The 23,278-nt window shown below is 38.4% G+C and carries 23 protein-coding genes; 8 read left to right on the forward strand and 15 right to left on the reverse strand.

From position 1 onward, the window contains the following. Positions 1 to 6 precede the first annotated feature (6 nt). The 3 genes from gpmI to lptF all read right to left on the reverse strand — a co-directional run bounded on the left by gpmI (position 7) and on the right by lptF (position 3,836). On the reverse strand, positions 7 to 1,557 hold the full coding sequence (gene gpmI, locus OZX61_RS11070) for a 2,3-bisphosphoglycerate-independent phosphoglycerate mutase (RefSeq protein WP_277094805.1): 1,551 nt from the start codon (positions 1,555 to 1,557) through the stop codon (positions 7 to 9). A 107-nt stretch (positions 1,558 to 1,664) separates the two neighbouring features. Further along, complete coding sequence (lptG, locus tag OZX61_RS11075; RefSeq protein WP_277094806.1) at positions 1,665 to 2,735, reverse strand: LPS export ABC transporter permease LptG; 1,071 nt, start codon at positions 2,733 to 2,735, stop codon at positions 1,665 to 1,667. 9 nt (positions 2,736 to 2,744) lie between these two features. Further along, the gene (gene lptF / locus OZX61_RS11080; protein ID WP_195771552.1) at positions 2,745 to 3,836 is read right to left on the reverse strand and encodes an LPS export ABC transporter permease LptF; all 1,092 of its coding nucleotides are present in this window, start codon (positions 3,834 to 3,836) and stop codon (positions 2,745 to 2,747) included. A gap of 268 nt (positions 3,837 to 4,104) precedes the next feature. On the opposite strand from lptF, the gene OZX61_RS11085 reads away from it, so the two are divergent. From OZX61_RS11085 to OZX61_RS11095, 3 genes are read left to right on the forward strand one after another with little or no spacing between them, the layout of a single operon-like run. Continuing rightward, entirely contained in the window at positions 4,105 to 5,526 is a 1,422-nt protein-coding gene (locus OZX61_RS11085; RefSeq protein WP_277094807.1) for a leucyl aminopeptidase, read from the forward strand. Then, the gene (locus tag OZX61_RS11090) at positions 5,526 to 5,933 is read left to right on the forward strand and encodes a DNA polymerase III subunit chi (protein ID WP_277094808.1); all 408 of its coding nucleotides are present in this window, start codon (positions 5,526 to 5,528) and stop codon (positions 5,931 to 5,933) included. Before OZX61_RS11085 ends, OZX61_RS11090 begins: the two co-directional genes overlap by 1 nt. A 28-nt stretch (positions 5,934 to 5,961) precedes the next feature. Next, positions 5,962 to 6,597: a hypothetical protein gene (locus OZX61_RS11095; RefSeq protein WP_277094809.1), complete on the forward strand. Its 636-nt coding sequence runs from the start codon at positions 5,962 to 5,964 to the stop codon at positions 6,595 to 6,597. Positions 6,598 to 6,608: 11 nt separating this feature from the next. On the opposite strand, the gene OZX61_RS11100 is transcribed toward OZX61_RS11095, so the two are convergent. The 6 genes from OZX61_RS11100 to glnK form a co-directional block, all read right to left on the reverse strand. Then, positions 6,609 to 7,268, reverse strand: coding sequence for a riboflavin synthase (locus OZX61_RS11100; RefSeq protein WP_277094810.1), 660 nt, complete (start codon positions 7,266 to 7,268; stop codon positions 6,609 to 6,611). Between the two features lie 13 nt (positions 7,269 to 7,281). After that, a complete protein-coding gene (locus tag OZX61_RS11105; RefSeq protein ID WP_195771547.1) occupies positions 7,282 to 8,580 on the reverse strand; it encodes a DNA adenine methylase in 1,299 nt (432 codons plus the stop codon). After that, complete coding sequence (ribD, locus tag OZX61_RS11110; protein WP_277094811.1) at positions 8,577 to 9,668, reverse strand: bifunctional diaminohydroxyphosphoribosylaminopyrimidine deaminase/5-amino-6-(5-phosphoribosylamino)uracil reductase RibD; 1,092 nt, start codon at positions 9,666 to 9,668, stop codon at positions 8,577 to 8,579. The genes OZX61_RS11105 and ribD overlap by 4 nt, the downstream gene beginning before the upstream one ends. Next, on the reverse strand, positions 9,665 to 10,135 hold the full coding sequence (gene nrdR, locus OZX61_RS11115) for a transcriptional regulator NrdR (protein ID WP_195771545.1): 471 nt from the start codon (positions 10,133 to 10,135) through the stop codon (positions 9,665 to 9,667). Before nrdR ends, ribD begins: the two co-directional genes overlap by 4 nt. 118 nt (positions 10,136 to 10,253) lie before the next feature. Continuing rightward, entirely contained in the window at positions 10,254 to 11,633 is a 1,380-nt protein-coding gene (locus OZX61_RS11120; protein WP_277094812.1) for an ammonium transporter, read from the reverse strand. A 57-nt stretch (positions 11,634 to 11,690) separates the two neighbouring features. Further along, positions 11,691 to 12,029, reverse strand: coding sequence for a P-II family nitrogen regulator (glnK, locus tag OZX61_RS11125; RefSeq protein ID WP_023273577.1), 339 nt, complete (start codon positions 12,027 to 12,029; stop codon positions 11,691 to 11,693). A gap of 220 nt (positions 12,030 to 12,249) precedes the next feature. On the opposite strand from glnK, the gene OZX61_RS11130 reads away from it, so the two are divergent. Next, positions 12,250 to 12,480 (forward strand): accessory factor UbiK family protein, encoded by a 231-nt coding sequence (locus OZX61_RS11130; RefSeq protein WP_195771543.1) that lies wholly within the window; start codon positions 12,250 to 12,252, stop codon positions 12,478 to 12,480. Positions 12,481 to 12,533: 53 nt separating this feature from the next. Continuing rightward, positions 12,534 to 14,024, forward strand: a complete 1,491-nt coding sequence (locus tag OZX61_RS11135; protein WP_277094813.1) for a YifB family Mg chelatase-like AAA ATPase — start codon at positions 12,534 to 12,536, stop codon at positions 14,022 to 14,024. Between the two features lie 30 nt (positions 14,025 to 14,054). On the opposite strand, the gene OZX61_RS11140 is transcribed toward OZX61_RS11135, so the two are convergent. Beyond that, entirely contained in the window at positions 14,055 to 14,843 is a 789-nt protein-coding gene (locus OZX61_RS11140; protein ID WP_195771541.1) for a TorF family putative porin, read from the reverse strand. A gap of 320 nt (positions 14,844 to 15,163) precedes the next feature. Here OZX61_RS11140 and OZX61_RS11145 point away from each other — a divergent pair, with 320 nt between their 5' ends. Further along, complete coding sequence (locus OZX61_RS11145) at positions 15,164 to 16,450, forward strand: OprD family outer membrane porin (protein ID WP_277094814.1); 1,287 nt, start codon at positions 15,164 to 15,166, stop codon at positions 16,448 to 16,450. Positions 16,451 to 16,512: 62 nt separating this feature from the next. Here OZX61_RS11145 and OZX61_RS11150 read toward each other — a convergent pair whose 3' ends face one another. The 3 genes from OZX61_RS11150 to OZX61_RS11160 all read right to left on the reverse strand — a co-directional run bounded on the left by OZX61_RS11150 (position 16,513) and on the right by OZX61_RS11160 (position 18,018). Then, complete coding sequence (locus tag OZX61_RS11150) at positions 16,513 to 16,791, reverse strand: hypothetical protein (protein WP_277094815.1); 279 nt, start codon at positions 16,789 to 16,791, stop codon at positions 16,513 to 16,515. A 197-nt stretch (positions 16,792 to 16,988) separates the two neighbouring features. Then, complete coding sequence (gene ppa, locus OZX61_RS11155) at positions 16,989 to 17,513, reverse strand: inorganic diphosphatase (RefSeq protein WP_195771538.1); 525 nt, start codon at positions 17,511 to 17,513, stop codon at positions 16,989 to 16,991. A gap of 106 nt (positions 17,514 to 17,619) precedes the next feature. Continuing rightward, positions 17,620 to 18,018, reverse strand: a complete 399-nt coding sequence (locus OZX61_RS11160) for an MAPEG family protein (RefSeq protein WP_195771537.1) — start codon at positions 18,016 to 18,018, stop codon at positions 17,620 to 17,622. A 125-nt stretch (positions 18,019 to 18,143) separates the two neighbouring features. On the opposite strand from OZX61_RS11160, the gene OZX61_RS11165 reads away from it, so the two are divergent. Then, the gene (locus tag OZX61_RS11165; protein WP_277094816.1) at positions 18,144 to 18,695 is read left to right on the forward strand and encodes a DUF1440 domain-containing protein; all 552 of its coding nucleotides are present in this window, start codon (positions 18,144 to 18,146) and stop codon (positions 18,693 to 18,695) included. Between the two features lie 64 nt (positions 18,696 to 18,759). Beyond that, a complete protein-coding gene (locus OZX61_RS11170; RefSeq protein ID WP_277094817.1) occupies positions 18,760 to 19,158 on the forward strand; it encodes a hypothetical protein in 399 nt (132 codons plus the stop codon). A 17-nt stretch (positions 19,159 to 19,175) separates the two neighbouring features. Here the strand turns inward: OZX61_RS11170 and OZX61_RS11175 are convergent, their stop codons facing one another. Continuing rightward, the gene (locus OZX61_RS11175) at positions 19,176 to 20,852 is read right to left on the reverse strand and encodes an AMP-binding protein (RefSeq protein WP_195771534.1); all 1,677 of its coding nucleotides are present in this window, start codon (positions 20,850 to 20,852) and stop codon (positions 19,176 to 19,178) included. 93 nt (positions 20,853 to 20,945) lie between these two features. After that, positions 20,946 to 23,159, reverse strand: a complete 2,214-nt coding sequence (gene parC / locus OZX61_RS11180) for a DNA topoisomerase IV subunit A (RefSeq protein ID WP_277094818.1) — start codon at positions 23,157 to 23,159, stop codon at positions 20,946 to 20,948. Between the last annotated feature and the right edge of the window lie 119 nt (positions 23,160 to 23,278).

The raw sequence follows: 23,278 nt of genomic DNA on the forward strand, positions 1-23,278 counted from the left end.
TAACCTCTATTTCTCGTTCAACGTAATTAAATTACGGCCTTTCATTTCTTGTGGGATTGGGAGTTTCATGAGGCTAAGTAACGTAGGTGCAACATCTGCTAATACACCACCACTTGCAATTGTGGCACTGGTTGGACCAACATAAATAAATGGTACAAGCTCAGTCGTATGTTGTGTATGTACCTGACCGCTTTCGTAATCTTGCATTTGTTCAACATTACCATGGTCTGCCGTTACAAGCATATGTCCATGCTGTGCCATCACTGCGTCATATACACGACCTAAACAGGTATCTACTGCTTCAACTGCTTTAACTGCCGCATCAAATACACCTGTGTGTCCAACCATATCACCATTGGCATAGTTAATTACAATGAGATCGTATGCTTGAGAGTTAATTGCTTCAACAACTTTATCGGTTACTTCATAAGCACTCATTTCAGGCTTTAAATCATATGTAGCAACACTTGGCGATGGAATAAGAATACGTTTCTCACCTTCATATTCATCTTCACGGCCACCGCTAAAGAAGAATGTCACATGTGCATATTTTTCAGTTTCAGCAATACGTAATTGTGTTTTCCCTAAATTAGATAGGTACTCACCCAACGTATTATGTAGTGGTTCTGGCATATACGCCACAGGTGCCTGAATACTCGCTTGATAACGTGTTAACATAACAAATTCTGCAAGCTTAGGTTGAACTTTACGCTCAAATCCAGAAAAGTCTGTTTCTACAAAAGCACGTGTTAATTCACGCGCACGGTCTGCGCGGAAATTCATAAACACAACACTGTCGTTATCTTGAATTGGTGTCTTTTCACCAATACGAGTCGCTTTTACAAACTCATCTGTTTCTTCAGCCACATATGCTTGTTGTAAACCTTCTTCAGCCGTTGCAGCCACACGCACCGCCTCACCTTCTGTGAGTAAACGATATGCTTGTTCTACACGATCCCAACGATTATCGCGATCCATTGCAAAATAACGACCAATCATAGAAACAATACGACCTTGATTTGGGTATTGTTCAAATAGTGCGTCTAGTTTCTTTAATGAAGATTCTGCACTTTTTGGTGGTGTGTCACGACCATCGGTAAATGCGTGTAAATACACTTTAGCATTGCGTTTCAATGCAAGTTCACACATTGCCACAATATGATCTTCATGCGCATGTACACCGCCGTCTGAAAGCAAACCAATAATATGAACAGCGCCATCTTTTGCTTTGGCTTTTTCTACAGCATCGACCAAGACTTGGTTCTTAAAAAAATCCCCAGTACGAATATCTTTAGTAATCCGTGTAAAATCTTGATACAGCACACGTCCTGCACCAAGGTTCATATGACCAACTTCGGAATTCCCCATTTGGCCATCAGGTAAGCCAACATCTTCACCCGAACCAGAAATTAAACTATGCGGATGGTTCGCTTCCATTGCGGTCAAATTAGGTGTCTTTGCTGCAAGAAAAGCATTGTCTTGTTCTGCTTCACGATGACCTATACCATCCATAATGACTAAGATATGTGGGATCTTGCCAGCCTTCACGTCCGTCATAGTATATTCTCTTTGTTGTTTATTGAAATTTCCATATTACATACTTTTTAAACAAGCGACTATGTTACCAAGGTTGTAAGCTACAAAGCATATACAACCTTTTTTTCTTATTTTGCTCTATTGAGCAAGTACCCACCTGCAATAAAAATAAGTACAATTGGGGTAAACACAAACCACGCAGGTGATGCGTTATAAACTAAGCTGGCATACCCAAAAAAGTCTTGAATATAGTAAAAACCAAGCCCTGTAAATAATGCAATAACCAAACGAAAACCCATAGATTGTTGGCGTAGTGGTCCAAAAATAAATGAACACGCGATAATAACCAATGCAATAAGAGAAAAAGGCATGCCTACTTTCTGCCAAAATGCGAGCTGGTAAGACTTTGGAACCTGACTATAATCAGATAAATATCTTATAAATGAAACCAACTGACTTGGTGATAGATCTTCAGGATCTATGGTTACCATGTGCACATATTTTGGCTGTAGTGCAAGTGCAATCTCTGATGTTGCTAAATGTTGCTCTACTGCTCGACCATCGTCTTGTACAGTCATTTGCGTTACATCATTTAACTGCCACTGACCATTTTTTTGAAAATGCCCACCCTCAGCGTTCAAAGTTTGTCTAAGATGGTAGTTGTTATCAAAATCTAAGATTTGAATCCCTTTTAGCTCACCCTCAGAATTTGCATAATTAATATAAATGAAACGTTGTGCTTCCCTTGTCCAGTATCCACGTACTTCGCCAAGAGAGGAAATACTCTGATGCTTCTTTAGACTATCTGCCCTTTCGTTAGTATGAGGAATGACCCACTCACTTAAAGCAAATGCCAAAACCACCAAAATGAGTGCTGAGCGAACTACCCAACCAACAATACGCCATAGGCTTACACCAATCGAACGCATCACGACCAGTTCGCTGTTTGATGCAAGCGTACCTAAACCAATAACCGCACCAATTAATGCAGAAATAGGTAAAATTTTATAGAGAAAAGCTGGGGTATTCCAAAGCACATATTGCAATGCCTGTAGTGCATTATAACCATGCTTTAATGCACTCAACTCTGCAAGATATGTAAACAAGCCTTGTAACAGTGTTAACACGGCGGTTGCTCCAAGCATGGCAAGCGCTGTTGTAGAGGTCACATGTTTAGCGATAATACTACGTGCGAACATTTATAGACCTCATCTACTCAATTTCTGTTTAAGTCTTGGTGTTAAATTCGGATTACGCAAGAAAATAAAGGTAATCACACCATAAGCAACAAGTACAATAGGATACAACCAAACACTGAGATCACCACGTGATACACGTGTTCGAACCGCCATCATTAATACAATTAAACTTGCAAAAATAAGAATTGCAGGCAGTAACTTATAGTAACGTCCTTGACGCGGATTCACTTCAGACAAAGCTGTGGCAAGCATTAGTGCAATAACAATGACCCACGGACCAAAAACACGCCAACCTAACTCACTTTGAACGACTGAATCATCTCTTTTTGCCCAAAGTTTCCCAATGGTCACGGCGTTAATCGCACTGCTCCCAATCGATGACTCTTTGTCATTTTCTATACGTAAACGATAGCTTTTAAATTCAGCTTGCGAATAACGTGGCTGTCCTTGATAAATCTCATAACGGCGACCATCCAATAAATCAACTACATTGGCTGTATCATTTGGAATTTCAACACGTTTTGCTTCACGCGCAAGAATAATTAAATCGGGCTTATTGTCTTGTTCTGAGCGTTGATAAAAGATGACATCTTTTAAATTTTTTCGATCTTCAGACAAATCACTTGCATAAATCGTATAGGGGCCAGAAGATACAAATTCTTTAGGTCTAACGAGGTCAAAGCCCGTTCTCACTGCTTGCGCACTGGTTAATTGCTCAAACTTGTAAACACCCCAAGGCCCAACCCAGACCATCAGTGCAATTTGTATTGCCATAACACCTGCTGTCATGGGAATAAGTAAGCGTGCCAAATGGTTACGACTTAAACCACTACTATTGAGCACAGCCATTTCATTGTCTGTATACAAACGCCCAAACACCAACATTAAGCCAATAAAAAAGCCTAATGGTAAAATGAGTGTTAAAAACTCAGGAAGTCGATAGCCAATAATACTAAATAAAACACTGGCATCTAAACGACCTTGTGCCGCCACACCAAAATACTTAATGAGTCGACCACCCATCATAATTAAGGTTAATAAAGCCACGACAACCACGGAAGTCGACACGACTTGCTTCACAAGATAACGTCGAATAATCAAAAGGACACTTCCATTTTTACATTGAAAATTAAATATGTTGCTAGTTTAACCGAATACACAGAATAAATAACCTCTCATCAGATGCCTTCCCCTTTGTTTCCTCTATAATAAAACAAAGATTTTCTGAAATAAGTGCTGTTCGACCTTGTTTTAAATCAATCTTTTGACTTTTAGTAAAAGCCTCTATACCCATAAGGGCAAATTGGCTTAGTATGATGATAGAAGTTGTTCTAACAATTAACCCTCTATGACAAGGTTTTGCAAGCGTATGAAACTTACTTTAAAACAATCTCAAGACGCGCATTCAGTTCTATTTTCTCTTGTAAATGCACAAAACATTGAGCAAGCGAATGTTGCATCACTCGAAAACTTTAATCAAATCATTCAAAATGCAAATTTTAAAGCGCAATTGAATGAAACTTTGCCACTCATTGGACACAGTGAAGCCTATCCAAGCATTACTTTAATCGGTTTAGACAATCCTGCAAACCTTAGTGGTAGTAAAATAGCAAAAATTGCACAAAACATTATTAAAATTGCGCAGAAAAACTATTCTCAAATTACAGTAAATTTAACCGCGTTACCTGAGCAGTACCATTATACATTTGCACTTGCCTTAACACAGGCCAATTATCATTTCGATGAATTCAAATCGAATAAACATCAACAAGTTCTTGAAACACTTCAGCTTGAAGGGACAACGCTCTCAGTACAACAAATCGAACTTATTCAAGCAATTCAAAATGGCCAAACATTGGCAAGAGATTTAGGTAACCGTCCGGGTAATATTTGCTATCCAGAATACTTAGCACAAGTTGCACTTGATTTAGCAAAAGAATTCCCAGAACAGCTTAAAGTAACTGTACTAGATGAAGCTGACATGGCAGAACTTGGTATGCATTCATTCCTTGCAGTCAGCAAAGGTTCTGAACGTCCGGGCCGTATTATTACACTTGAATATAATGCACAACGCGAAGAAGCACCTGTTGTACTTGTAGGTAAAGGTGTAACTTTCGATACAGGTGGCATTTCCCTCAAGCCGGGTGCAGGTATGGATGAAATGAAATTTGACATGTGTGGCGCAGCTTCTGTATTTGGTACGTTACGTGCACTTTGTGAAGCAAAACTGCCAATTCATGTGGTAGGTGCGATTGCTGCTGCTGAAAATATGCCATCAGGTAAAGCTACTCGTCCGGGCGACATTGTTAAAACGATGGATGGCCAAACTGTAGAAATTTTAAATACAGATGCAGAAGGTCGCCTTGTACTTTGCGATACACTCACTTATGTCAAACGCTTTAATCCAGAATTAGTGATTGATATTGCCACCTTAACAGGTGCTTGTGTCGTTGCACTTGGTAAAGTCCTTACAGGTTTATTTTCACCAGATGATGCTTTGGTACAAGACTTACAACAAGCCGGTGAGCAAAGCTTTGACCGTGTTTGGCGTATGCCTGTAATTGATGACTACCAAGAGTTACTAGACTCACCTTTTGCAGATATTGCAAATATTGGTGGTCCACAAGGTGGTTCAATTACAGCAGCATGTTTCTTACAGCGTTTCACACGTGAATACCGTTGGGCACATCTGGACGTTGCAGGTACTGCTTGGCTTTCAGGCGCAAACAAAGGAGCGACAGGTCGTCCAGTACCACTTTTGACTCAATTTATTGCAAACCGCGTGAAATAATGACAGCTATTAGCTTTTATCTTTTTGAAAAAAGCGTTGAACGACAAGTACAAAGTGCTTGTCGTTTGGCACGTAAAGTTTTAAAAACCACACCAAAACTATGGTGGTATTGTCCATCGAAAGAATTACAACATACTTTAGACGATTTACTTTGGTCTTTTGATCCTACAAGTTTTATTACCCATGGTATAGATGAAACCACAGGACAAGTATGCATTTCAGGAAACTTACCTACCGAAGGTGAATGGATTATTTTTAATTTTAGTGATGATGTGATTGCTGTTAAAGATACGTTTAAACACATTATTGAGATTGTCGAAAATACAGAAGCCTCTAAAATAACAGGCCGAGATAAATTTAAGCAGTATCGTCAACTTGGTATTGAACCAAGAACATTTAAACTATAAAAAATATTTGTCATGAGGAGTTAAATTGGTGGCATTAGATATTGGTGAAGACTTTAAAACCCGTTGGTTAAATACACCGCAGGCTGCACGACAAACCTATATTGATGACCTCTCACGCATCTGTGAGCTCCTTACACCTGAAAGTGATATTGACGAATGGAAGGCATCAGACGAACTTGCTCAAACGACTTCTGAACAAAAAATTCAACACGCCTATGAAGTACTTAAAGCACAAATGATCGAAGATGCTCGTTGTCGCGAGCAAAAACGTCTTGAAAATAAAATTTTCAAACAAAGAAAAGCTGAAGATGAATATCTCAAAAACTTACAGCTTGATGAGCGCTTGCAAGAACAATCGCAAGTGGAGCAATTAAAATCTTTACAAAATAAACTGAACACTGAAACCAAGTCATATAGTAGTCGTTACCAAAAACAGAGTTTTGCTTCTGCTTCATCTCAAACCTCTGACAAAGCATTAAAACTGAATCATGTACAGCTACAACAGGTTATTGAAAATATTCAATTACGTCTTGAACTTGAAGCGGAAGGACTGATTGAACACATTCAAAAATCAGTAGAAAGCTTCAACCAAAACTTACAACAAGCAGCCGAAGAAGAAGTTAAAATTTTACTAGAAGAAAATAAAACCAAGAATTCGGCATAATGCCGAATTCTTTATTTTAAAAACCCATGATCCGCAAGAAATTCCATACTAATTTTCGAATCTTCTTTTCCAATTGCCGCACGATCACCTAAAAGTAAACGCTCCATATAGCGTGCTAGGATATCTACTTCTAAATTGACTGCTGTACCTACTTGCCATGTTGAAATATTAGTTCGCTCGGCAGTATGTGGAATTAAATTTAGACTAAGCACACAACCATTTAAGTGGTTAATTGTTAGACTAATACCATCAACAGTGATCGAGCCTTTTTCTGCTAAGTACTTTGCAATTTCTTTTGGTGCCGTCACTTCAAAATACAATGATCGTGCATCATGACGCATGAGCGTAATTTCACCAATTGCATCGACATGACCGCTCACAATATGTCCGCCAAAGCGCGTTGTAGGTAACATCGCTTTTTCAATATTTAATGGCTGTCCAACTTTCCAACGTCCTAGAGTTGTACGGTCTAAGCTTTCACGTGAAACGTCAGCCGAATACCAGTGATCGCCCCAAGCTGTTACCGTTAAACAGATACCATTGGTTGCAATCGAGTCACCTAGGTGAACATCAGACATGTCTATGTCTGTACCTACTGTTAAACGAATATCTCCACCCACATTTTGCAAGCTTTTCACTTGCCCAACACTTTCAATAATACCTGTAAACATGGTTATCTTCCTTTTACCATAATGCCAACTGAGAGCTTACACCTGTCGTATCTACACCACCTAACTCGGCATAATGGTAAAGTTGTCCGAGTAGTTGTCTCAGTGGTGGGCCAGATTTGGCCTTTGTATCTGTAATAACAATAAATTCAAGTACACGTGCGCGCTCAGACTGACGCTGTTTACTCACGCGATACCGTGGTACATCTTGTGTGAGTAACGTGACTTTGCCACGTTCTAAATTTGCTTTGAGCAAATCGGTTGCCGAAATATTTCCATCCGTCGAATAGCTCGTTAAGATAAAACGTGCATTTACCGTAGCAAGTAACTTTTCATAGGCCTCTTTGGCATATTTTGAAGAGTTATATAAGCTCGGACGCTCTTTGCGCCATGCCCGATCTATACCACTTTTAAAACCTTTCGTATCTGGAGATGGTAAATCTGTTTGATCCCATAACGTGAGCGAATTTAAAACATGATAATTACTACTATATGCATGCTGATTATATGGTGGATCTAAATAAGCCACATCAACTTCAAAATCGCTCATTTGATTTGCAAGGTGCTGTGCATCTACACACCACATTTCAGCAGCAGCCTGATTCGGACGACCAATTTCACAAAAACGACTGGGGGTTAACCACAAAAGTGACTCAATCCGTTCAAGTGCCGTCTGTGTTTTTCCACCCCAACCATGGTGAAAACTCTTAAACACGCCACTGGTATTACTCACAAAGCTGGCTGAATATAGAAGTGGTGCTAATAAAGCACTCATTTCCACATCATCAATTGCACCTTCTGCCTGCCATGTTGCAATTTGCTGACGAATTGCATCGATACGCATACCATTTCTACGTTTAAAAAATAAACGATCGCGCGCAGGATCATATTCTTCGTCGTTACGTGGGCATAAATTATGAGTCACCCAACCTTTCGCTAAAGGTAAACGATTTAAGTAATCAATCGCTTTTTGATATCCACCTAATTCTTTAAAGGCAGGAGCTTCAACACAAGAAAGAACTGCATGATTCAGTGCATGACTGTACGGCTCCCAATCATTTGCAATAACACGATAACCATTTTGACGCGCCAACCTCGAAACCACACCACTACCTGCAAAAAAATCTGCAAAAATGGGCGCACGCTTTTTTTTACCATCGGTATTTAGCGTGCCTGTCATTTCCAGTGCTTCTAAAATGAGATGAAGTAAACGGCGTTTATTGCCTAAATAAGGAACCAATTGATGGAACAAGTATTCATCTGTTGTTCGTGCCGCATGTCGGCGCTTATGATAAACCGTCGTTTCTGAACTCATAATGACTCTTGTACTGGTATCAACCTTAAGCGGAAGTCATCACCCAATTGAGTAATATCTTTCACAGTAAAACGTTGTTGCTGTGCCAACATTGAAAAATTAGCTTGGAACATCGCTCGCGCTGACTGGCCCAATAATGTTGGTGCAACATAATGTATCATTTCATCAACCAATTTTTCAGTTAAAAAGCTGGTCGAAAGCGTTGCACCTGTTTCGACAAGTACATCATGAATATGATGTTTCTGCGCAAGCACTCTTAATAAAGTATTGAGCGGTTGAACCTCAAACTGAAGAACACCTAAATCTGCCAACTCCTGACGATACGGTGTCATTACCCATGTATCTTCTGGATTCTCTAAAATTTTTGCAGTTAAAGGTAAACGCCCTTGACGATCTAATACAATTCTTTTGGGCTGTACAATTGCATCTCGTTCAATATTTTCTAACTGGCGTACATTCAATTGGCAATCATCTGCCAATACCGTTTCAATACCCGTGATTACAGCACCTGAGATTGCACGCCAATGCTGAACGTCTTGACGAGCCTCTTGTCCCGTAATCCATTTTGACTCACCTGAAGCCATAGCAGTGCGGCCATCTAGACTTGAAGCTACTTTTAGTCTAACGTATGGCATTCCCGTTGCCATTTTTTTTAAGAAGCCTTCGTTTAGTATTTTAGCTTCTTCTGCACAAAGTCCTGTATTAACCTGTATGCCTGCTGCTTCTAAAATTGAAATACCTTTGCCTGCAACAAGCGGATTAGGATCTGTATTGGCAATATATACTTGTTTCACACCTGCTTTTACCAATGCTTCTGCACATGGGGGTGTACGACCATAATGGGCACATGGTTCTAAGGTGACATATGCTGTTGCACCTTCAGATAAATGCCCTGCCTCACGTAAAGCAAATACTTCTGCATGAGGTTGTCCAGCTTTTGGGTGAAATCCTTGTCCAATGACTTCACCATTTTTTACAATAACACACCCTACATTTGGGTTTGGCTTGGTCGAATAAATTGCTTTTTTTGCCAGCTCAATGGCTTGACGCATATATACTTGGTCTTGTTGTGAAAATAGCGTATTCATGATTGGCGCTCTTTTTGCATTTGTTGCATTTGTTCAATCTGTTTTCTAAATGCTTCTACGTCTTGAAAGTCTTGATATACAGATGCAAAGCGTACATATGCCACATGATCTAATACAAATAACGCTTTCATGACAATTTCACCAATGCGCAATGAACTTACATCTCGCTCACCTAAACGACGTAATGTTTGCTGAATATCACTCAACACCGCCTCTATTTTCTCTTGTGTAACAGGGCGCTTTTGTAATGCATGCATTAAGGAACGACGAAGTTTTGCTTCATCAAACGGTTCATTTTTCCCATTTGATTTAATGACGCGAGGCATTACCACTTCATATGTTTCAAATGTAGTAAAACGCTCTGCGCATCCGACACACTCTCGACGACGGCGAATCTGACGTCCTTCGGCTGCAAGTCGAGAATCAATCACTTTACTGTCAGGAACATTACAAAATGGACAATGCATTTTAAATTCTATCTGCCAATTTATTTTTCTCTAGTGTATCAAAAAACTGACAGATACTAAATGTTGTGTCTAAAATAAAAAATAGCCCCATATAGAGGCTATTTTGATCTAAATCGGATTACTCAATACGTTCGCCGTGTTGGCTTAAATCGAGTCCCATACGTTCATCGTCATGGGGTACACGAATGCCAATCACTACATCAATAATTTTAAGAATAATGAATGTACAAATTGCACTATAAGCGATTGTTGCTAATACACCTTGGCTTTGTACCCATACCTGATGGAGCAAATTCGTAGGTGCTTTATCGCCCATAATGAATGAGCTTGCAAATACACCTGTTAAAATTGCGCCTGCAATACCACCGACTGCATGTAAACCAAAAGCGTCAAGTGAATCATCTGCTTTTAAGAAACGTTTGAGTGCTGTTGTTCCCCAGAAACAAATCAGACCACCAAGTAAACCCATAATAAGTGAACCGCCAACGGTCACATAACCTGCGGCAGGTGTAATCACCACAAGACCTGCAACACCACCAGATGCAATACCTAATACAGAGGTTTTACCACGAATTAGCTTTTCAATTAAAGACCAAGAAAGTGCTGCTGCTGCTGCTGCCACTTGAGTTGTCACTAAAGCATAAGCTGCGCCACCGTTTGCACCCAAAGCTGAACCACCATTAAAACCAAACCACCCTACCCAAAGGAGGCCTGCACCAATAACTGTAAGTGTTAAGTTATGTGGTGCCATAGATTCTTTACCAAAACCAACACGTTTACCTAACATATATGCAGCAACAAGACCTGCTACACCTGAGTTGATATGAACAACCGTACCACCAGCAAAATCTAATGCACCATCAGCTGCCAACCAGCCACCGCCCCAAACCCAATGCGCAATTGGTGCATAAACAATAAGAATCCACAGCGTTGTGAACGCAACAAATGCACCAAATTTCATTCGTTCAGCGACTGAACCACTAATGATAGCAACGGTAATAATGGCAAAGGTCATCTGAAAAATTACAAATAAAACTTCAGGAATTGTACCTTGTAAGGTATCTAAACCAATGCCAGAAAGCATTGCCTTACTGAAGCCACCAATAAAAGCATTACCTGCATCGAATGCCAAGCTATAGCCTACTGCAACCCATACAACGCTGACCAATGCTGTTGCCATTAAACTATGTGCCATGATGCCCAAGACATTTTTCTTACGCACCATACCGCCATAGAAAAGCGCAATGCCGGGAATGGTCATCAGCAATACCAATGCCGTTGAAATAAGTACCCACGCTGTATCACCTGTATCTAATTTAGGTGTTGCTACAGGTGCGGGAGCAGGTTGAGGGGCAGGTGTAGACGTACTTGCCGAATGATCTGCAGCCTGAGAAACAACCACGGTTTGAGATGGTGCAGATGCTGTATCTTCTGCCCATGCTGGTGCACCACTTAGAAGCGCACTGGTCAGACTCAGTGCCATGATAATTTTTTTCATATTCCCTACCCCATACTCATGCAAGTTAATCAGCTCTTAGCAATCTTTGTGCCAAGACTAAACTGCATCTGGACCTGTTTCGCCCGTACGAATACGAATGACTTGCTCTAAAGTAGTGACAAAAATTTTACCATCACCAATTTTTCCAGTACTTGCCACACGTGTAATCGACTCAATAACGCTATCGACCATTTCATCGCTAATAGCAATTTCAATTTTTACTTTTGGAAGAAAATCTACAACGTATTCTGCACCACGATAAAGCTCGGTATGCCCCTTTTGACGTCCAAAACCTTTCACCTCTGTTACAGTAATCCCCTGCACACCAATTTCTGAAAGTGCCTCACGAACATCATCTAACTTAAATGGTTTTACAATTGCTGTTACAAGCTTCATGTTTATATTCCTTCAGATTATTTCATTATGGTTCATTTTTTATGTTCAATTTTCATGCCAAAATTGAATTAATCTGATGAAAACTCAAGCATTAAGAATTTATTTTAAATGCTTTACATTCAAGCTACTGTTAAAGTTTATTGAATATGAAATGAATGCTTTAGAATAGTGAAGCAATTCTAAAAAAATTTACATTTTTATAGCCAAAACCGAGTTTTTTATGAAAGAACAGTTAATTCAATCTATTTTGTCTCAGATAGAACAACCTAAAGCAGATTTAGAGCATCATTTACGTGCATTACTCAATGAGGCTATTCATAAAATGGATCTCGTATCGAAAGAAGAACTCACACGACATCAGCATGCATTAACTCAAGCAAATGAACGTATTGATCAATTAAATGAGCAGATCTCTGTATTGGAGCATGCCATCTCTAAAAATGCACAATAAAAGTGCACAATTAGTTATTTTATCTCTAATGTAAAGCACCAATTTGGTTCAAAATGTCGTTCGCTAAAGTTTACAGTCGTGGTGTTCTTGGTATTTCTGCACCATGCATTGAAGTTGAAGTCCATCTAAGTCAAGGTTTACCCTCCCTGACTATTGTAGGACTTCCCGCAGCTGCTGTACGGGAAAGTAAAGACCGTGTACGCTCAGCAATTATTAATAGTGGTTTTACCTTTCCAACCAAAAGATTAACCATTAATCTTGCACCTGCAGATTTACCCAAAGACAGTGCAAGATTAGATCTTGCAATCGCGCTGGGAATTCTCATAGCCTCTGGGCAAATTTCACCAATAGAATCCGAAAATTATGAATTTATTGGTGAACTTTCTTTAGATGGTCAACTTAGACCCGTTTCTAGTGCAATTACTATTGCAATTGCATGTCAGCAATCAAAACGTGCTCTAATTCTTCCTGAACAAAATGCACAAGAAGCCAGCCGATTAAATGAATTAAAAATATATACAGCGAGTAGTTTAAAAGCAGTATGTGATCATTTTAATCATGGTTCTTCAATGTCAGTGTACGACTCAAATCAAGAAGAATATTATTCATTAAAATCAATGCTTGATTTAAAAGATGTGAAAGGTCAACTTAGACCTCGCAGAGCCTTAGAAATTGCTGCCGCAGGTGGGCATTCTTTACTGTTTAGAGGTCCTCCTGGTACAGGAAAAACGCTATTGGCCTCAAGACTTCCTAGTATTTTACCTCCCCTTAATGCACAAGATATATTAGAGGTAGCTAGTATATATTCTGTTGCAAAACAAAGTTATACTTGGGGTATGCGCCCTTTTCGTGCACCTCACCATTCGGCTTCAAGTATTGCATTGGTGGGAGGTGGTTCATCGCCTCAACCTGGTGAAATTACACTTGCACATCTAGGAGTATTATTTTTAGATGAGCTTCCTGAATTTGACCGAAAAGTCATTGAAGCCTTACGTCAACCTATTGAAGAAAAACAAGTTACAATTTCTCGTGCTTCAAGGCAAACCACTTTTCCTGCTCATTTTCAACTCATTGCAGCGATGAACCCTTGCCCCTGTGGTTACGCATTTCATCAAGATGCTCGTTGTCAGTGTAGTCCAGAAACGATTAGACGCTATCAGAGCAAGATTTCAGGGCCTATGCTTGACCGTATAGATTTACACATTGATGTTCCACCACTATCCTCTCACGACCTACAATCCAATGCGGTACCTGAAAGTTCTGAAACAGTGAGAAACCGCGTTATTGCAGCGCATACTAAACAGTTAAAACGACAAAATAAGCAAAATCATGCACTTTCGACCAGTGAACTTCAAACGTATGCATCACTTGATGCTACTGGTCAGAAAATTCTCGAACTTGCTCAAAAAAAGTTGAGCCTCTCTGCGAGAAGCTATCATCGAATTTTAAGACTTGCGCGTACAATTGCCGACTTAGACGGTACATCAAGTATAAATTCATCTCATTTAACTGAAGCGCTGTCATACCGTAGTCCTTTTCCATAAAAAAAGCACCTAAAAGGTGCTTTTTTTACTTTAAAATGATTTTGTTATACTAAATACCGCTCCTGTATCTACACCACGTTTAGTCACATGATCATAGCCGGTAGTATCGATATTTGTACCGACAGCACTTAACTCTGCAACTAAACCTGAAATTGCCTGAACGTTATAAGTGAGCCCAGCTTTCCAATCGATGTAATTATCATCATTACCATACAATCCGATTTCTCGATCAGATTTACTATATCCAAGACTACTGACTAAACCAAACCCTGTTTCTTTAATAGGTACACTATAAGCAAGATTAAAATTCCAATTATTAATACGGTGCTGATATGCATCCTTTGTAAGATTCCCACCATAATTATGACTATAAGAAATACTAGGTATTAAGCTATCACCTTTCGCAAAAAGATCTGCAAAAGTAAGACGTGCATATAATTCAGGATAATTAAGGTCATGACCGCTTGGATAATTATAGTATGCTAAACCCACATCCAAATTAGGTTGTAACGTTGCCGAAAGGGGTAACTTTGTAGTGTAACCAACAGATGGATCTAATTCTATATTCGGATTATTTGTACCAAAATCAACATTAGAAGCAAAAACACTAAAATACATACCCGAATCGTGAGCTAGGGTAAAAGTTCCTTGCAATGCTGGATCATTCTGGGTCTGTGTTTGTCCACGAAAGCGATAATCTGATGTTAAACCAACACTTCCTGAAAAACTTAGACCATAGGGCTGTAGTCCATTTTCTGAAGCGCATGTTAGACCAGACATCGTGAAAATACTGGTAGCGATTAGAATTTTTTGAAACATGTTTCCCCCTGAACATCGAATGAGTGAATCGTATTTATAAAAATTTTGTTTAATTTTTACTTTTTCACTTTAACAAGTTTTTCAGAATTATGGAAATTGGTATACTTTTTGCTAATTATTTTATCGATAGATACAGTGTAGAATGACATTAGAAAGATCAATATCGGAAAAAACACTTAGTAAATCCGCATTTTATATATGATGTACGGTAAATAAATTTGCAATTGTGGTTTTTTTTATTATAGATTAGTTGGTCTTTTGTTAAACCACTGTGTTTGATTAGCTCCAAATTACAGTTCACCTCCTTGGGGAAAGTACACATGCCAAAAATACACAAGAAACTCGCACTCGCATTTATCGTTCAAGCGACTTTGCTTTCAACAGTGACACATGCAAGCGAACAAAGCGAATCAAAAGGTTTTGTTGAAGATGCAAAAGGCTCTATTCTCCTCCGAAATGGATGGATCTATCGTGACCTATCAAATGGTCAACATGATAAAAGCTCATGGGGCCAAGGTGTAATCGGTAAGTTCGATTCGGGCTTTACACAAGGTACTGTAGGTTTTGGTGTGGGTGCACTTGGTGATTTTGCATTTAAACTTGGTGAAAATGCACATGCTGGTAACCAAATGCTCTACAAAGATGGACAAAAAGATATTTGGGCACGTGGTGGCGTAAACGTAAAAGCACGTATTTCAAATACAACCGTTGTATATGGTACACAGTTCTTACAACTACCAGTACTGTCAAGTAATGATCTACGCTTACTTCCTGAATACTTCACAGGGACGTTAGTTACAAGTCATGAAATTAAAGATTTAGAGCTTGTCTATGGTCACTTCACAAAAGACCAATATTCAAACCAAATTAATACCGATGGTAATCACTTAAAACGCGCTGATGTTTGGGGTGCAAAATATAAGTTTGATGAAAACTTACAAGGTTCATACTACGGTGCAGTATTTAAAGATGCCCTACAGCGTCACTACCTAAATGTGAACTATAAACTACCACTTGAGTCTGATAGTTCTTTAACATTTGATTTAAGCGGTTACCATACTAAATATGATGCTAGCTTAGACTCAGACAACCCTAAAGAGCGTATTCTTTCGTTCCCTACAGGCCCATATAATACAGAAAAGAAAAATAATATTTGGGCAACATCTGCAACTTATAACAAAGGCGCACATACAGGTATGCTTTCATACCAACAAAGCACAGGTGATGTCGGCTACGACTATAACATTGTAGGTGATGGTGGTATGTCAATTTGGCTACCGAACTCATATTACTCTGACTTCAATGGTAATCATGAGAAATCATTACAAGCAATGTACTCTTTAGACTTTGGTTCATTAGGCGTTCCTGGCTTAACATGGACAACTGCATATGTATATGGTTGGAACATTCATGTAGCGGGTAAAACAGACGATGCTAAAGAGCGTGAAATTTTCAACCAAGTCAAATATACCGTTCAAAGTGGTTTTGCTAAAAACTTAAGCTTTAAAGTACGTAACTCTACTTACCGTGCAAATGCAAGTTATAACGACTATGCAGGAAACACAAATGAATGGCGTTTATACCTAGAATATCCAATCAACTTCTAATTTTATTTTAGATACGATTGCCAAGCGCCTAATGTTATACATTAGGCGTTTTTTTATTAAAGTTATTTTGTATCTCGGCAAGTCCACAAACTAAAAAGATTTGCAGGAGACATTTGTTCATTTAAAACGAAACGCTGTAATTGGACAGACTTCGTTTGAGGATAGTTTGCTCTACACTTATTAAATGCAGGTGACCAATGCATAGACCATACTTGTCGCATCGTTAAATTATAATTACTGATTGCTGTTTTTACAGTAATATCGCCAATGTTTCCTGCTTGTACTATATTTATGTGAGCAGACCCGAGTAGAAATAGACCCACTAAAAAAAGTTTATTCATTTAATTACACCGTCAGATGGCTACAATTGCCATATAAAAATAAGTCTTCTAGTGTATTTATAATTCTATATTTTTATATAATAAAAATGTATTAAAATCACGATATTATTTAATTGATTGATAAAAATCACACTTAAAAGGTGGAATATAAAAAAAGCCTTCTATGAAGGCTTTTTTTATTTGATTAAAAAATCTAATTATTTTGCTGCAGCAATTGCTTTTACAATTTCAGCTTTAGCTACATCTGCACCTTCCCAACCAGAGATTTTTACCCATTTTCCAGGTTCTAAATCTTTATAATGTGCAAAGAAGTGCTCAATTTGACTAATTAATAATTTTGGTAAATCTGTATATTCTTGAATATCTGAATAGAGTGCAGATAATTTTTCATGAGGAACAGCAACTAATTTTGCATCAATTCCACCATCATCTTCCATATTCAATTTACCAACAGGACGACAACGAATCACTGAACCTGGTTCTACTGGATGAGGTGTTACAACCAATACGTCTAAAGGATCACCATCTTCTGAAAGTGTATTTGGTACATAACCGTAGTTTGCAGGATAGAACATTGTAGTTGCCATGAAACGGTCTACAAATAATGCATCAGAATCTTTGTCTACTTCATATTTGATAGGTGCTGCATTTGCAGGAATTTCAATAACAACATAAATATCGTTTGGTGCGTCTTTACCCGCAGGGATATTGTTATAACTCATTTCAATACTCTTGTATTTACGATTGGTTCTTTATCAATTATACATTTTATATTAAATTGATACAAAAAGCGTTTTTGCGATATGTATCATTCCCAATATTATTGACCTAAGTTAGGCGAATAACCAATATAAGCAAGTAGATTGGGCAACATAGAGACAAGAACCACATGATTGATCTTAAACTACTCCAATTGGCCAAATAACAAATTCCATAAAGAACACGTAAAACAATATATGCAATCCCTAAAATCATCACCACATGTTGGTCAATGACCATATATTCAGCCATTAAAATCGCTGCAATAAATAAAGGTAAATTTTCGAAACTGTTTTGTTGTACAGCGTTTGCTCGTGCTGCTATTCCTTGTGTCTGAGATAGAAACTGGCGAGGATTTTGATTATCTTTAAAGGTAAACCCACCTGCCACTTTTGCAATCATTGAAAAAGCATAAGGCAATAGACATGCAACTAAAATTAAATAAACAATGCCACTTATGCTCTGCATGAAATCCCCTCTTCACTTCTATATTGTTTAATCATAATAAATACTAAATCATGTCGTAAAGTATTTTACTAGAACATTTATGTCAGATATTATGAAACAAAAGCAATAATAATAGGGAAATTATTATGATATGGAATCGCATCAACCTCAGAATATTGGCTTTAGGTACACTGGTCGCAGGATTTATTAGCTCTCTTGTCAAATGGGGCTCTGAAGTAAATATGCCGCCACGTATTGCAGGTGAAATTTCTCCGCCTGCTGCGCATATTAATGCATGGCTAAAACCATTTGGTATTAATGCACATAGCTTGGACTATATTTATCAGGGAACTACTATTAGTGGTGCTGTAACACTTTACCATTGGGTTTTTAGTTTTATCTTTGCTTTTGTTTATATTTTTCTTGCAGCTTATTTTCCTAAAATTCGTACATTTTATGGTGCTTTATACGGTATTGTTATTACGGTAGTAATGCACGGTTTTTTAATACCTGCACTCGGATTTAGATACCCTGCATATGACAGTAATGTAAAAGGTTGGTTATGGAATTTGAATACCTATGAATTAACCAGTGAAATGCTTGGTCATATTTATTGGGCTTTTTCAATTGAAGTATCTTTTGTGTTTGTGCTCGCCCTCTTTGCAAAACCAATTAAAAATAACTTGTGGGTACGTTAGAGGCAACAAAAACTAAAAATCTCTAGTAATATAGTGGTGAATATATCTGTTTTATGAGATTTGAATGTCACAATCTGACCAACAAGAGTTATTAAAAGCACTAGATCAACATCAGCTTGCCAAAAAAAAGCTTGATCGTATTTTAATGATTGTTCTTCCTATTGTTGCCTTCTTAATTAGCATGATCTGTGCAAACTGGACATGGTTTTCAACCTTAGGAACGATTATTGTACTTACGTTTGCATTGATTGCAGTTGGTATTAAACGCTGGTCTATTTCATTGTGGCTAGCAATTATTGTGGTGTATTGCTGTATAGACAACTATTTGAGCTATGGCACACTGGTATTAAATAAGCTTGAAATGCAAGCTTTTACCATGCTTATATTTACAATTATTTTTCATGTTGCACGCCCCTATCTAGATCAGGTCATGCAGCAAAGTTTAATAAAAAAAGACCGATAAATCGGTCTTTTTTATATTTATCCTTGTTTACGTAAATCTTTACGTAAAATTTTACCCACATTCGATTTAGGCAACTCATCCATAAACTCAACAAAACGTGGACGTTTGTAACCTGTTAGATTTGCTTTTGCATATGCCAACAACTCTTCGGTCGTCAGTGAGTTATCCTTTTTAACCACAAACAGTTTAGGCACTTCACCTGAGCGCTCATCTGGCACACCTACAGCAGCTACCTCTAATACTTTTGGATGCTGTGCAATAACTTCTTCAATTTCGTTTGGATAAACATTAAAACCAGACACCAAAATCATGTCTTTTTTACGATCCACAATTTTAATATATCCACGCTCGTCCATCACACCAATGTCACCAGAGCGGAAAAAGCCATCTTTGGTCATCACTTTTTCTGTTTCATCGGGACGATTCCAATACCCTTTCATAACTTGAGGACCACGGATACAAATTTCACCCTGCTCTCCTAAAGCTACTTCTTTACCATCGTCATCTAAAATTGCGATGTCTGTAGTCGGTAATGGAATACCAATTGTTCCCGTAAACTCTTCTGAAACTGGTGGATTAAAAACAACAGCAGGTGATGTTTCTGACAATCCATACCCTTCATGAATAATAATTCCGGTATATTTTTTCCATGCTTCAGCAGTCGAAGGCAAAACAGCCATACCCCCACCAACTGCTATTTGCATCTGACTATGATCAAGTTGTTTAAACTCGTCATTGTGTACAAGCGCATTAAATAGCGTGTTTACTGCTGGAAAAAATGTCGGTTTAAACTTAGCAATTTCCTTCACCAATGCAGGTAAATCTCTTGGATTTGGAATAAGTAAGTTAGTTGCACCTTGGCATAGACCATAAAGCTCACAAATCGTAAAGGCAAAAATATGATATAGCGGTAAGGCAGCTAAAAAGCGATACTCTGGTTTTTCTACTGTACGAAATTTACTTTCAAATAAATTTCGAATCTGAAGCATATTTGCAGCTAAATTTCGGTGTGTTAGCTCTGCACCTTTAGATACACCAGTCGTACCACCTGTATATTGTAAAATAAAGGTATCATCTAAATTCAGTGAAGGACGCTTATATTGATTTGGGTTCACCTGATTAAGCGCGGTATTAAATGAGATATGTCCTGAAATATGCCATTTAGGAATTTGCTTACGCACCGTACGTAATACAAAATTAACCACTGTACCTTTTACTAAACCAAGCATATCGCCAACAGAGGCAACAACCACATGCTTCACTGGAGTATGACCAATAATTTTCTCATATACTGACGCAAAGTTTTCAAGAATAATGAGTGTTTCAGCACCTGCATCGTTTAGCTGATGCTCTAACTCTCTTGATGTATACAAGGGATTCACATTGACCAAGATGCATCCTGCACGTAGTATCCCTAAGCTGGCAACAGGATATTGCAGAACGTTTGGCATCATAATCGCAACACGTGAGCCCTTTTTTAACCCTAAGCTTTGTAAATAGCAAGCAAACTTTCGGCTTTCTAACTCAAGATCTGTATAAGTTAGCTTTTTATCCATAAAGATAAATGCATCACGCGAGCCAAATTTTTGAAAACTTTCTTCAAATAAATCAATTAAAGAAGTATTTTCAGGTGGCAATTTGATCTCGTTTTGAATACCCGTTCGCTTGTATTCATCAAACCATATCTTTTCCATAATGCCAGCTAACTCCAGTTTAAGAACGTATTAATTATTCAATTGATGTAAACGTAACATCAATGATTGATTTACAGATCAAAAGCGATGTATTTAAACATCTAGCTTATATGCTTTTTGATACCCTCTAGGGAGCACCTGCCCTTTACTTGCACGTTTGCCAATATATTTCGCTAAATCTTCTCCCTTTAACTTCAACTTTTGTTGCCCTGCTGTGACCTCTAAAGTATCTGTTAAATTGAGTGGTAAAATGGCAAGTAGTGATTCAGTTTTGTCCAATTGTACTAACTTATTCCCTTTACCTTTGTTTAGCATTGGCAATTCTGCTAATTCCATAATGAGCAAACGCCCTGAAGATGTCAAAATAGCCAAATGTGTTTGCGATTTTAAAGGCAGTAATGGAAGTACCTGAGATTTTTCAGGGAGAGTTAAAAATGCCTTCCCTGCTTTCGCATTGGTATCTAAAGACTGAGTCACCGTTTTAAAGCCAAAGCCTGCCGAACTCGCCACCATCATTTCTTGTTTTTCATCAGCAATATAAAGCTGAATAAAATTAACACCATTGGCAGGAGACAAACGAGAGCTTAATGGCTCACCGAGCCCTCGAGCAGATGGCAAGGTAGAAATTGCTAGCGCATAACTACGACCAGACTCATCTAAAATATAAACACGCTGATTCGTTTTACCAACTGCATGACTAAGATATTGATCGCCTGCCCGATAATTTAATTTTTCCGCATCTACATCTGCACCTTTTGCAGCACGAACCCAACCCGCTTGTGACAATACAACGGTCACAGGTTCTGCAGGAACAAGATCTTGTTCTTTAATTTGTACTGCATCATCGCGTTGTACAATAGGTGAACGGCGCTCATCACCAAACTTTTTGGCATCTGCTTTCAGTTCATCAATAATTAATGTTTTTAACGATTCAGGATTTTCAAGTTGCTCACGAATAATCGCAGCGCGTGCGGCAAGCTCATCTTGTTCTTTGCGAATTTCCATCTCTTCTAATTTTGCTAGATGACGCAGTTTTAGTTCTAAAATAGCTTCTGCTTGAATTTCGTCAATTCCAAACTTTGTCATTAATACAGATTTTGGCTGATCTTCTTCTCGAATAATTTCAATGACTGTATCAATATCTAAATAAGCAATCAGCAAGCCTGCCAAGATATGTAAGCGCTTTTCAATTTTATTTAAATGATATTCTAAACGATGCGTTACCGTCTGCTTACGAATAGAAATCCATTCAAGTAAAATTTGGCGAATTGATTTGACTTTAGGTCTACCATCTTCACCAATCATATTTAGGTTCACACGGTAGCTATTTTCAAGATCTGTGGTCGCAAACAGATGACTCATTACCATTGCCGCATCTACACGATTTGACCTTAAAACAATAACCAAGCGCGTCGGATTTTTATGATCAGACTCATCTCGAACATCTGAAATTAATGGCAGTTTCTTTGCCTGCATTTGGTCGGCAATCTGTGTGACTACTTTAGAGCCAGAAACTTGATAAGGTAGCTCACTAATGATAATTTCATTTTTTTCCACAGTATATACTGCACGTGCACGATAGCTACCGCGACCTGTGGTCTGTATTTTTAATAATTCTTCTTTAGATGTAATAATTTCAGCTTTTGTCGGTAAATCTGGCCCTGGAATATATTCAGCTATTTTTTGATCCGTAAGTTGTGGGTTACGAATTAATGCAATTGTGCCCTTAATCACTTCTCGCAAATTATGCGGTGGAATATCTGTGGCCATACCTACAGCAATACCCGTTGTTCCATTTAATAAAATATTTGGAACGCGAGCAGGTAAATGAACTGGTTCTTTTAATGATCCATCGAAGTTATCTTGCCAAGCACATGTTCCTTGTCCGAGCTCGGAAAGTAATAACTCGCTAAACTGTGAAAGTTTAGCTTCTGTATAACGCATCGCCGCAAACGATTTAGGATCATCAGGTGAACCCCAGTTCCCTTGCCCTTCAATAAAACGATAACGATAGCTGAAAGGCTGCGCCATTAAAACCATTGCTTCATAACATGCCGAATCACCATGCGGATGATACTTACCAAGTACATCACCTACTGTACGCGCAGATTTTTTAGGTTTCCCACTATGTTTTAAACCAAGTTCGCTCATTGCATACACAATACGGCGTTGCACAGGCTTTAAACCATCACTGATGTGAGGCAATGCACGATCCATAATGACGTACATTGCATAGTCGAGATATGCTTGTTCAGTAAATTCTGCAACTGAACGATTTTCAGTTGCGTGATGAGTCAGACTAGACATAACTATAAATGGCCAATTCGTGATTTGTTATCTGTTGCCTATGCTAGTCTGTGTGCCACCTAAGAACAAGTGTTTGCGCACTTTTCGCTGATTTATTGATAATTCTCATAGCAATATAA

Source organism: Acinetobacter sp. ESL0695 (genome assembly GCF_029392135.1).
Taxonomy (GTDB): domain Bacteria; phylum Pseudomonadota; class Gammaproteobacteria; order Pseudomonadales; family Moraxellaceae; genus Acinetobacter; species Acinetobacter pollinis.

What these genes read in the sequence shown, in the direction of transcription:
- gpmI (WP_277094805.1), bottom strand. Translation starts at nt 1,557, where the DNA reads ATGACGGACGTGAAGGCTGGCAAGATCCCACATATCTTAGTCATTATG.
- lptG (WP_277094806.1), bottom strand. Translation starts at nt 2,735, where the DNA reads ATGTTCGCACGTAGTATTATCGCTAAACATGTGACCTCTACAACAGCG.
- OZX61_RS11085 (WP_277094807.1), top strand. Translation starts at nt 4,105, where the DNA reads ATGAAACTTACTTTAAAACAATCTCAAGACGCGCATTCAGTTCTATTT.
- OZX61_RS11090 (WP_277094808.1), top strand. Translation starts at nt 5,526, where the DNA reads ATGACAGCTATTAGCTTTTATCTTTTTGAAAAAAGCGTTGAACGACAA.
- OZX61_RS11100 (WP_277094810.1), bottom strand. Translation starts at nt 7,268, where the DNA reads ATGTTTACAGGTATTATTGAAAGTGTTGGGCAAGTGAAAAGCTTGCAA.
- OZX61_RS11105 (WP_195771547.1), bottom strand. Translation starts at nt 8,580, where the DNA reads ATGAGTTCAGAAACGACGGTTTATCATAAGCGCCGACATGCGGCACGA.
- ribD (WP_277094811.1), bottom strand. Translation starts at nt 9,668, where the DNA reads ATGAATACGCTATTTTCACAACAAGACCAAGTATATATGCGTCAAGCC.
- nrdR (WP_195771545.1), bottom strand. Translation starts at nt 10,135, where the DNA reads ATGCATTGTCCATTTTGTAATGTTCCTGACAGTAAAGTGATTGATTCT.
- OZX61_RS11120 (WP_277094812.1), bottom strand. Translation starts at nt 11,633, where the DNA reads ATGAAAAAAATTATCATGGCACTGAGTCTGACCAGTGCGCTTCTAAGT.
- glnK (WP_023273577.1), bottom strand. Translation starts at nt 12,029, where the DNA reads ATGAAGCTTGTAACAGCAATTGTAAAACCATTTAAGTTAGATGATGTT.
- OZX61_RS11130 (WP_195771543.1), top strand. Translation starts at nt 12,250, where the DNA reads ATGAAAGAACAGTTAATTCAATCTATTTTGTCTCAGATAGAACAACCT.
- OZX61_RS11135 (WP_277094813.1), top strand. Translation starts at nt 12,534, where the DNA reads ATGTCGTTCGCTAAAGTTTACAGTCGTGGTGTTCTTGGTATTTCTGCA.
- OZX61_RS11140 (WP_195771541.1), bottom strand. Translation starts at nt 14,843, where the DNA reads ATGTTTCAAAAAATTCTAATCGCTACCAGTATTTTCACGATGTCTGGT.
- OZX61_RS11145 (WP_277094814.1), top strand. Translation starts at nt 15,164, where the DNA reads ATGCCAAAAATACACAAGAAACTCGCACTCGCATTTATCGTTCAAGCG.
- OZX61_RS11150 (WP_277094815.1), bottom strand. Translation starts at nt 16,791, where the DNA reads ATGAATAAACTTTTTTTAGTGGGTCTATTTCTACTCGGGTCTGCTCAC.
- ppa (WP_195771538.1), bottom strand. Translation starts at nt 17,513, where the DNA reads ATGAGTTATAACAATATCCCTGCGGGTAAAGACGCACCAAACGATATT.
- OZX61_RS11160 (WP_195771537.1), bottom strand. Translation starts at nt 18,018, where the DNA reads ATGCAGAGCATAAGTGGCATTGTTTATTTAATTTTAGTTGCATGTCTA.
- OZX61_RS11165 (WP_277094816.1), top strand. Translation starts at nt 18,144, where the DNA reads ATGATATGGAATCGCATCAACCTCAGAATATTGGCTTTAGGTACACTG.
- OZX61_RS11170 (WP_277094817.1), top strand. Translation starts at nt 18,760, where the DNA reads ATGTCACAATCTGACCAACAAGAGTTATTAAAAGCACTAGATCAACAT.
- OZX61_RS11175 (WP_195771534.1), bottom strand. Translation starts at nt 20,852, where the DNA reads ATGGAAAAGATATGGTTTGATGAATACAAGCGAACGGGTATTCAAAAC.
- parC (WP_277094818.1), bottom strand. Translation starts at nt 23,159, where the DNA reads ATGTCTAGTCTGACTCATCACGCAACTGAAAATCGTTCAGTTGCAGAA.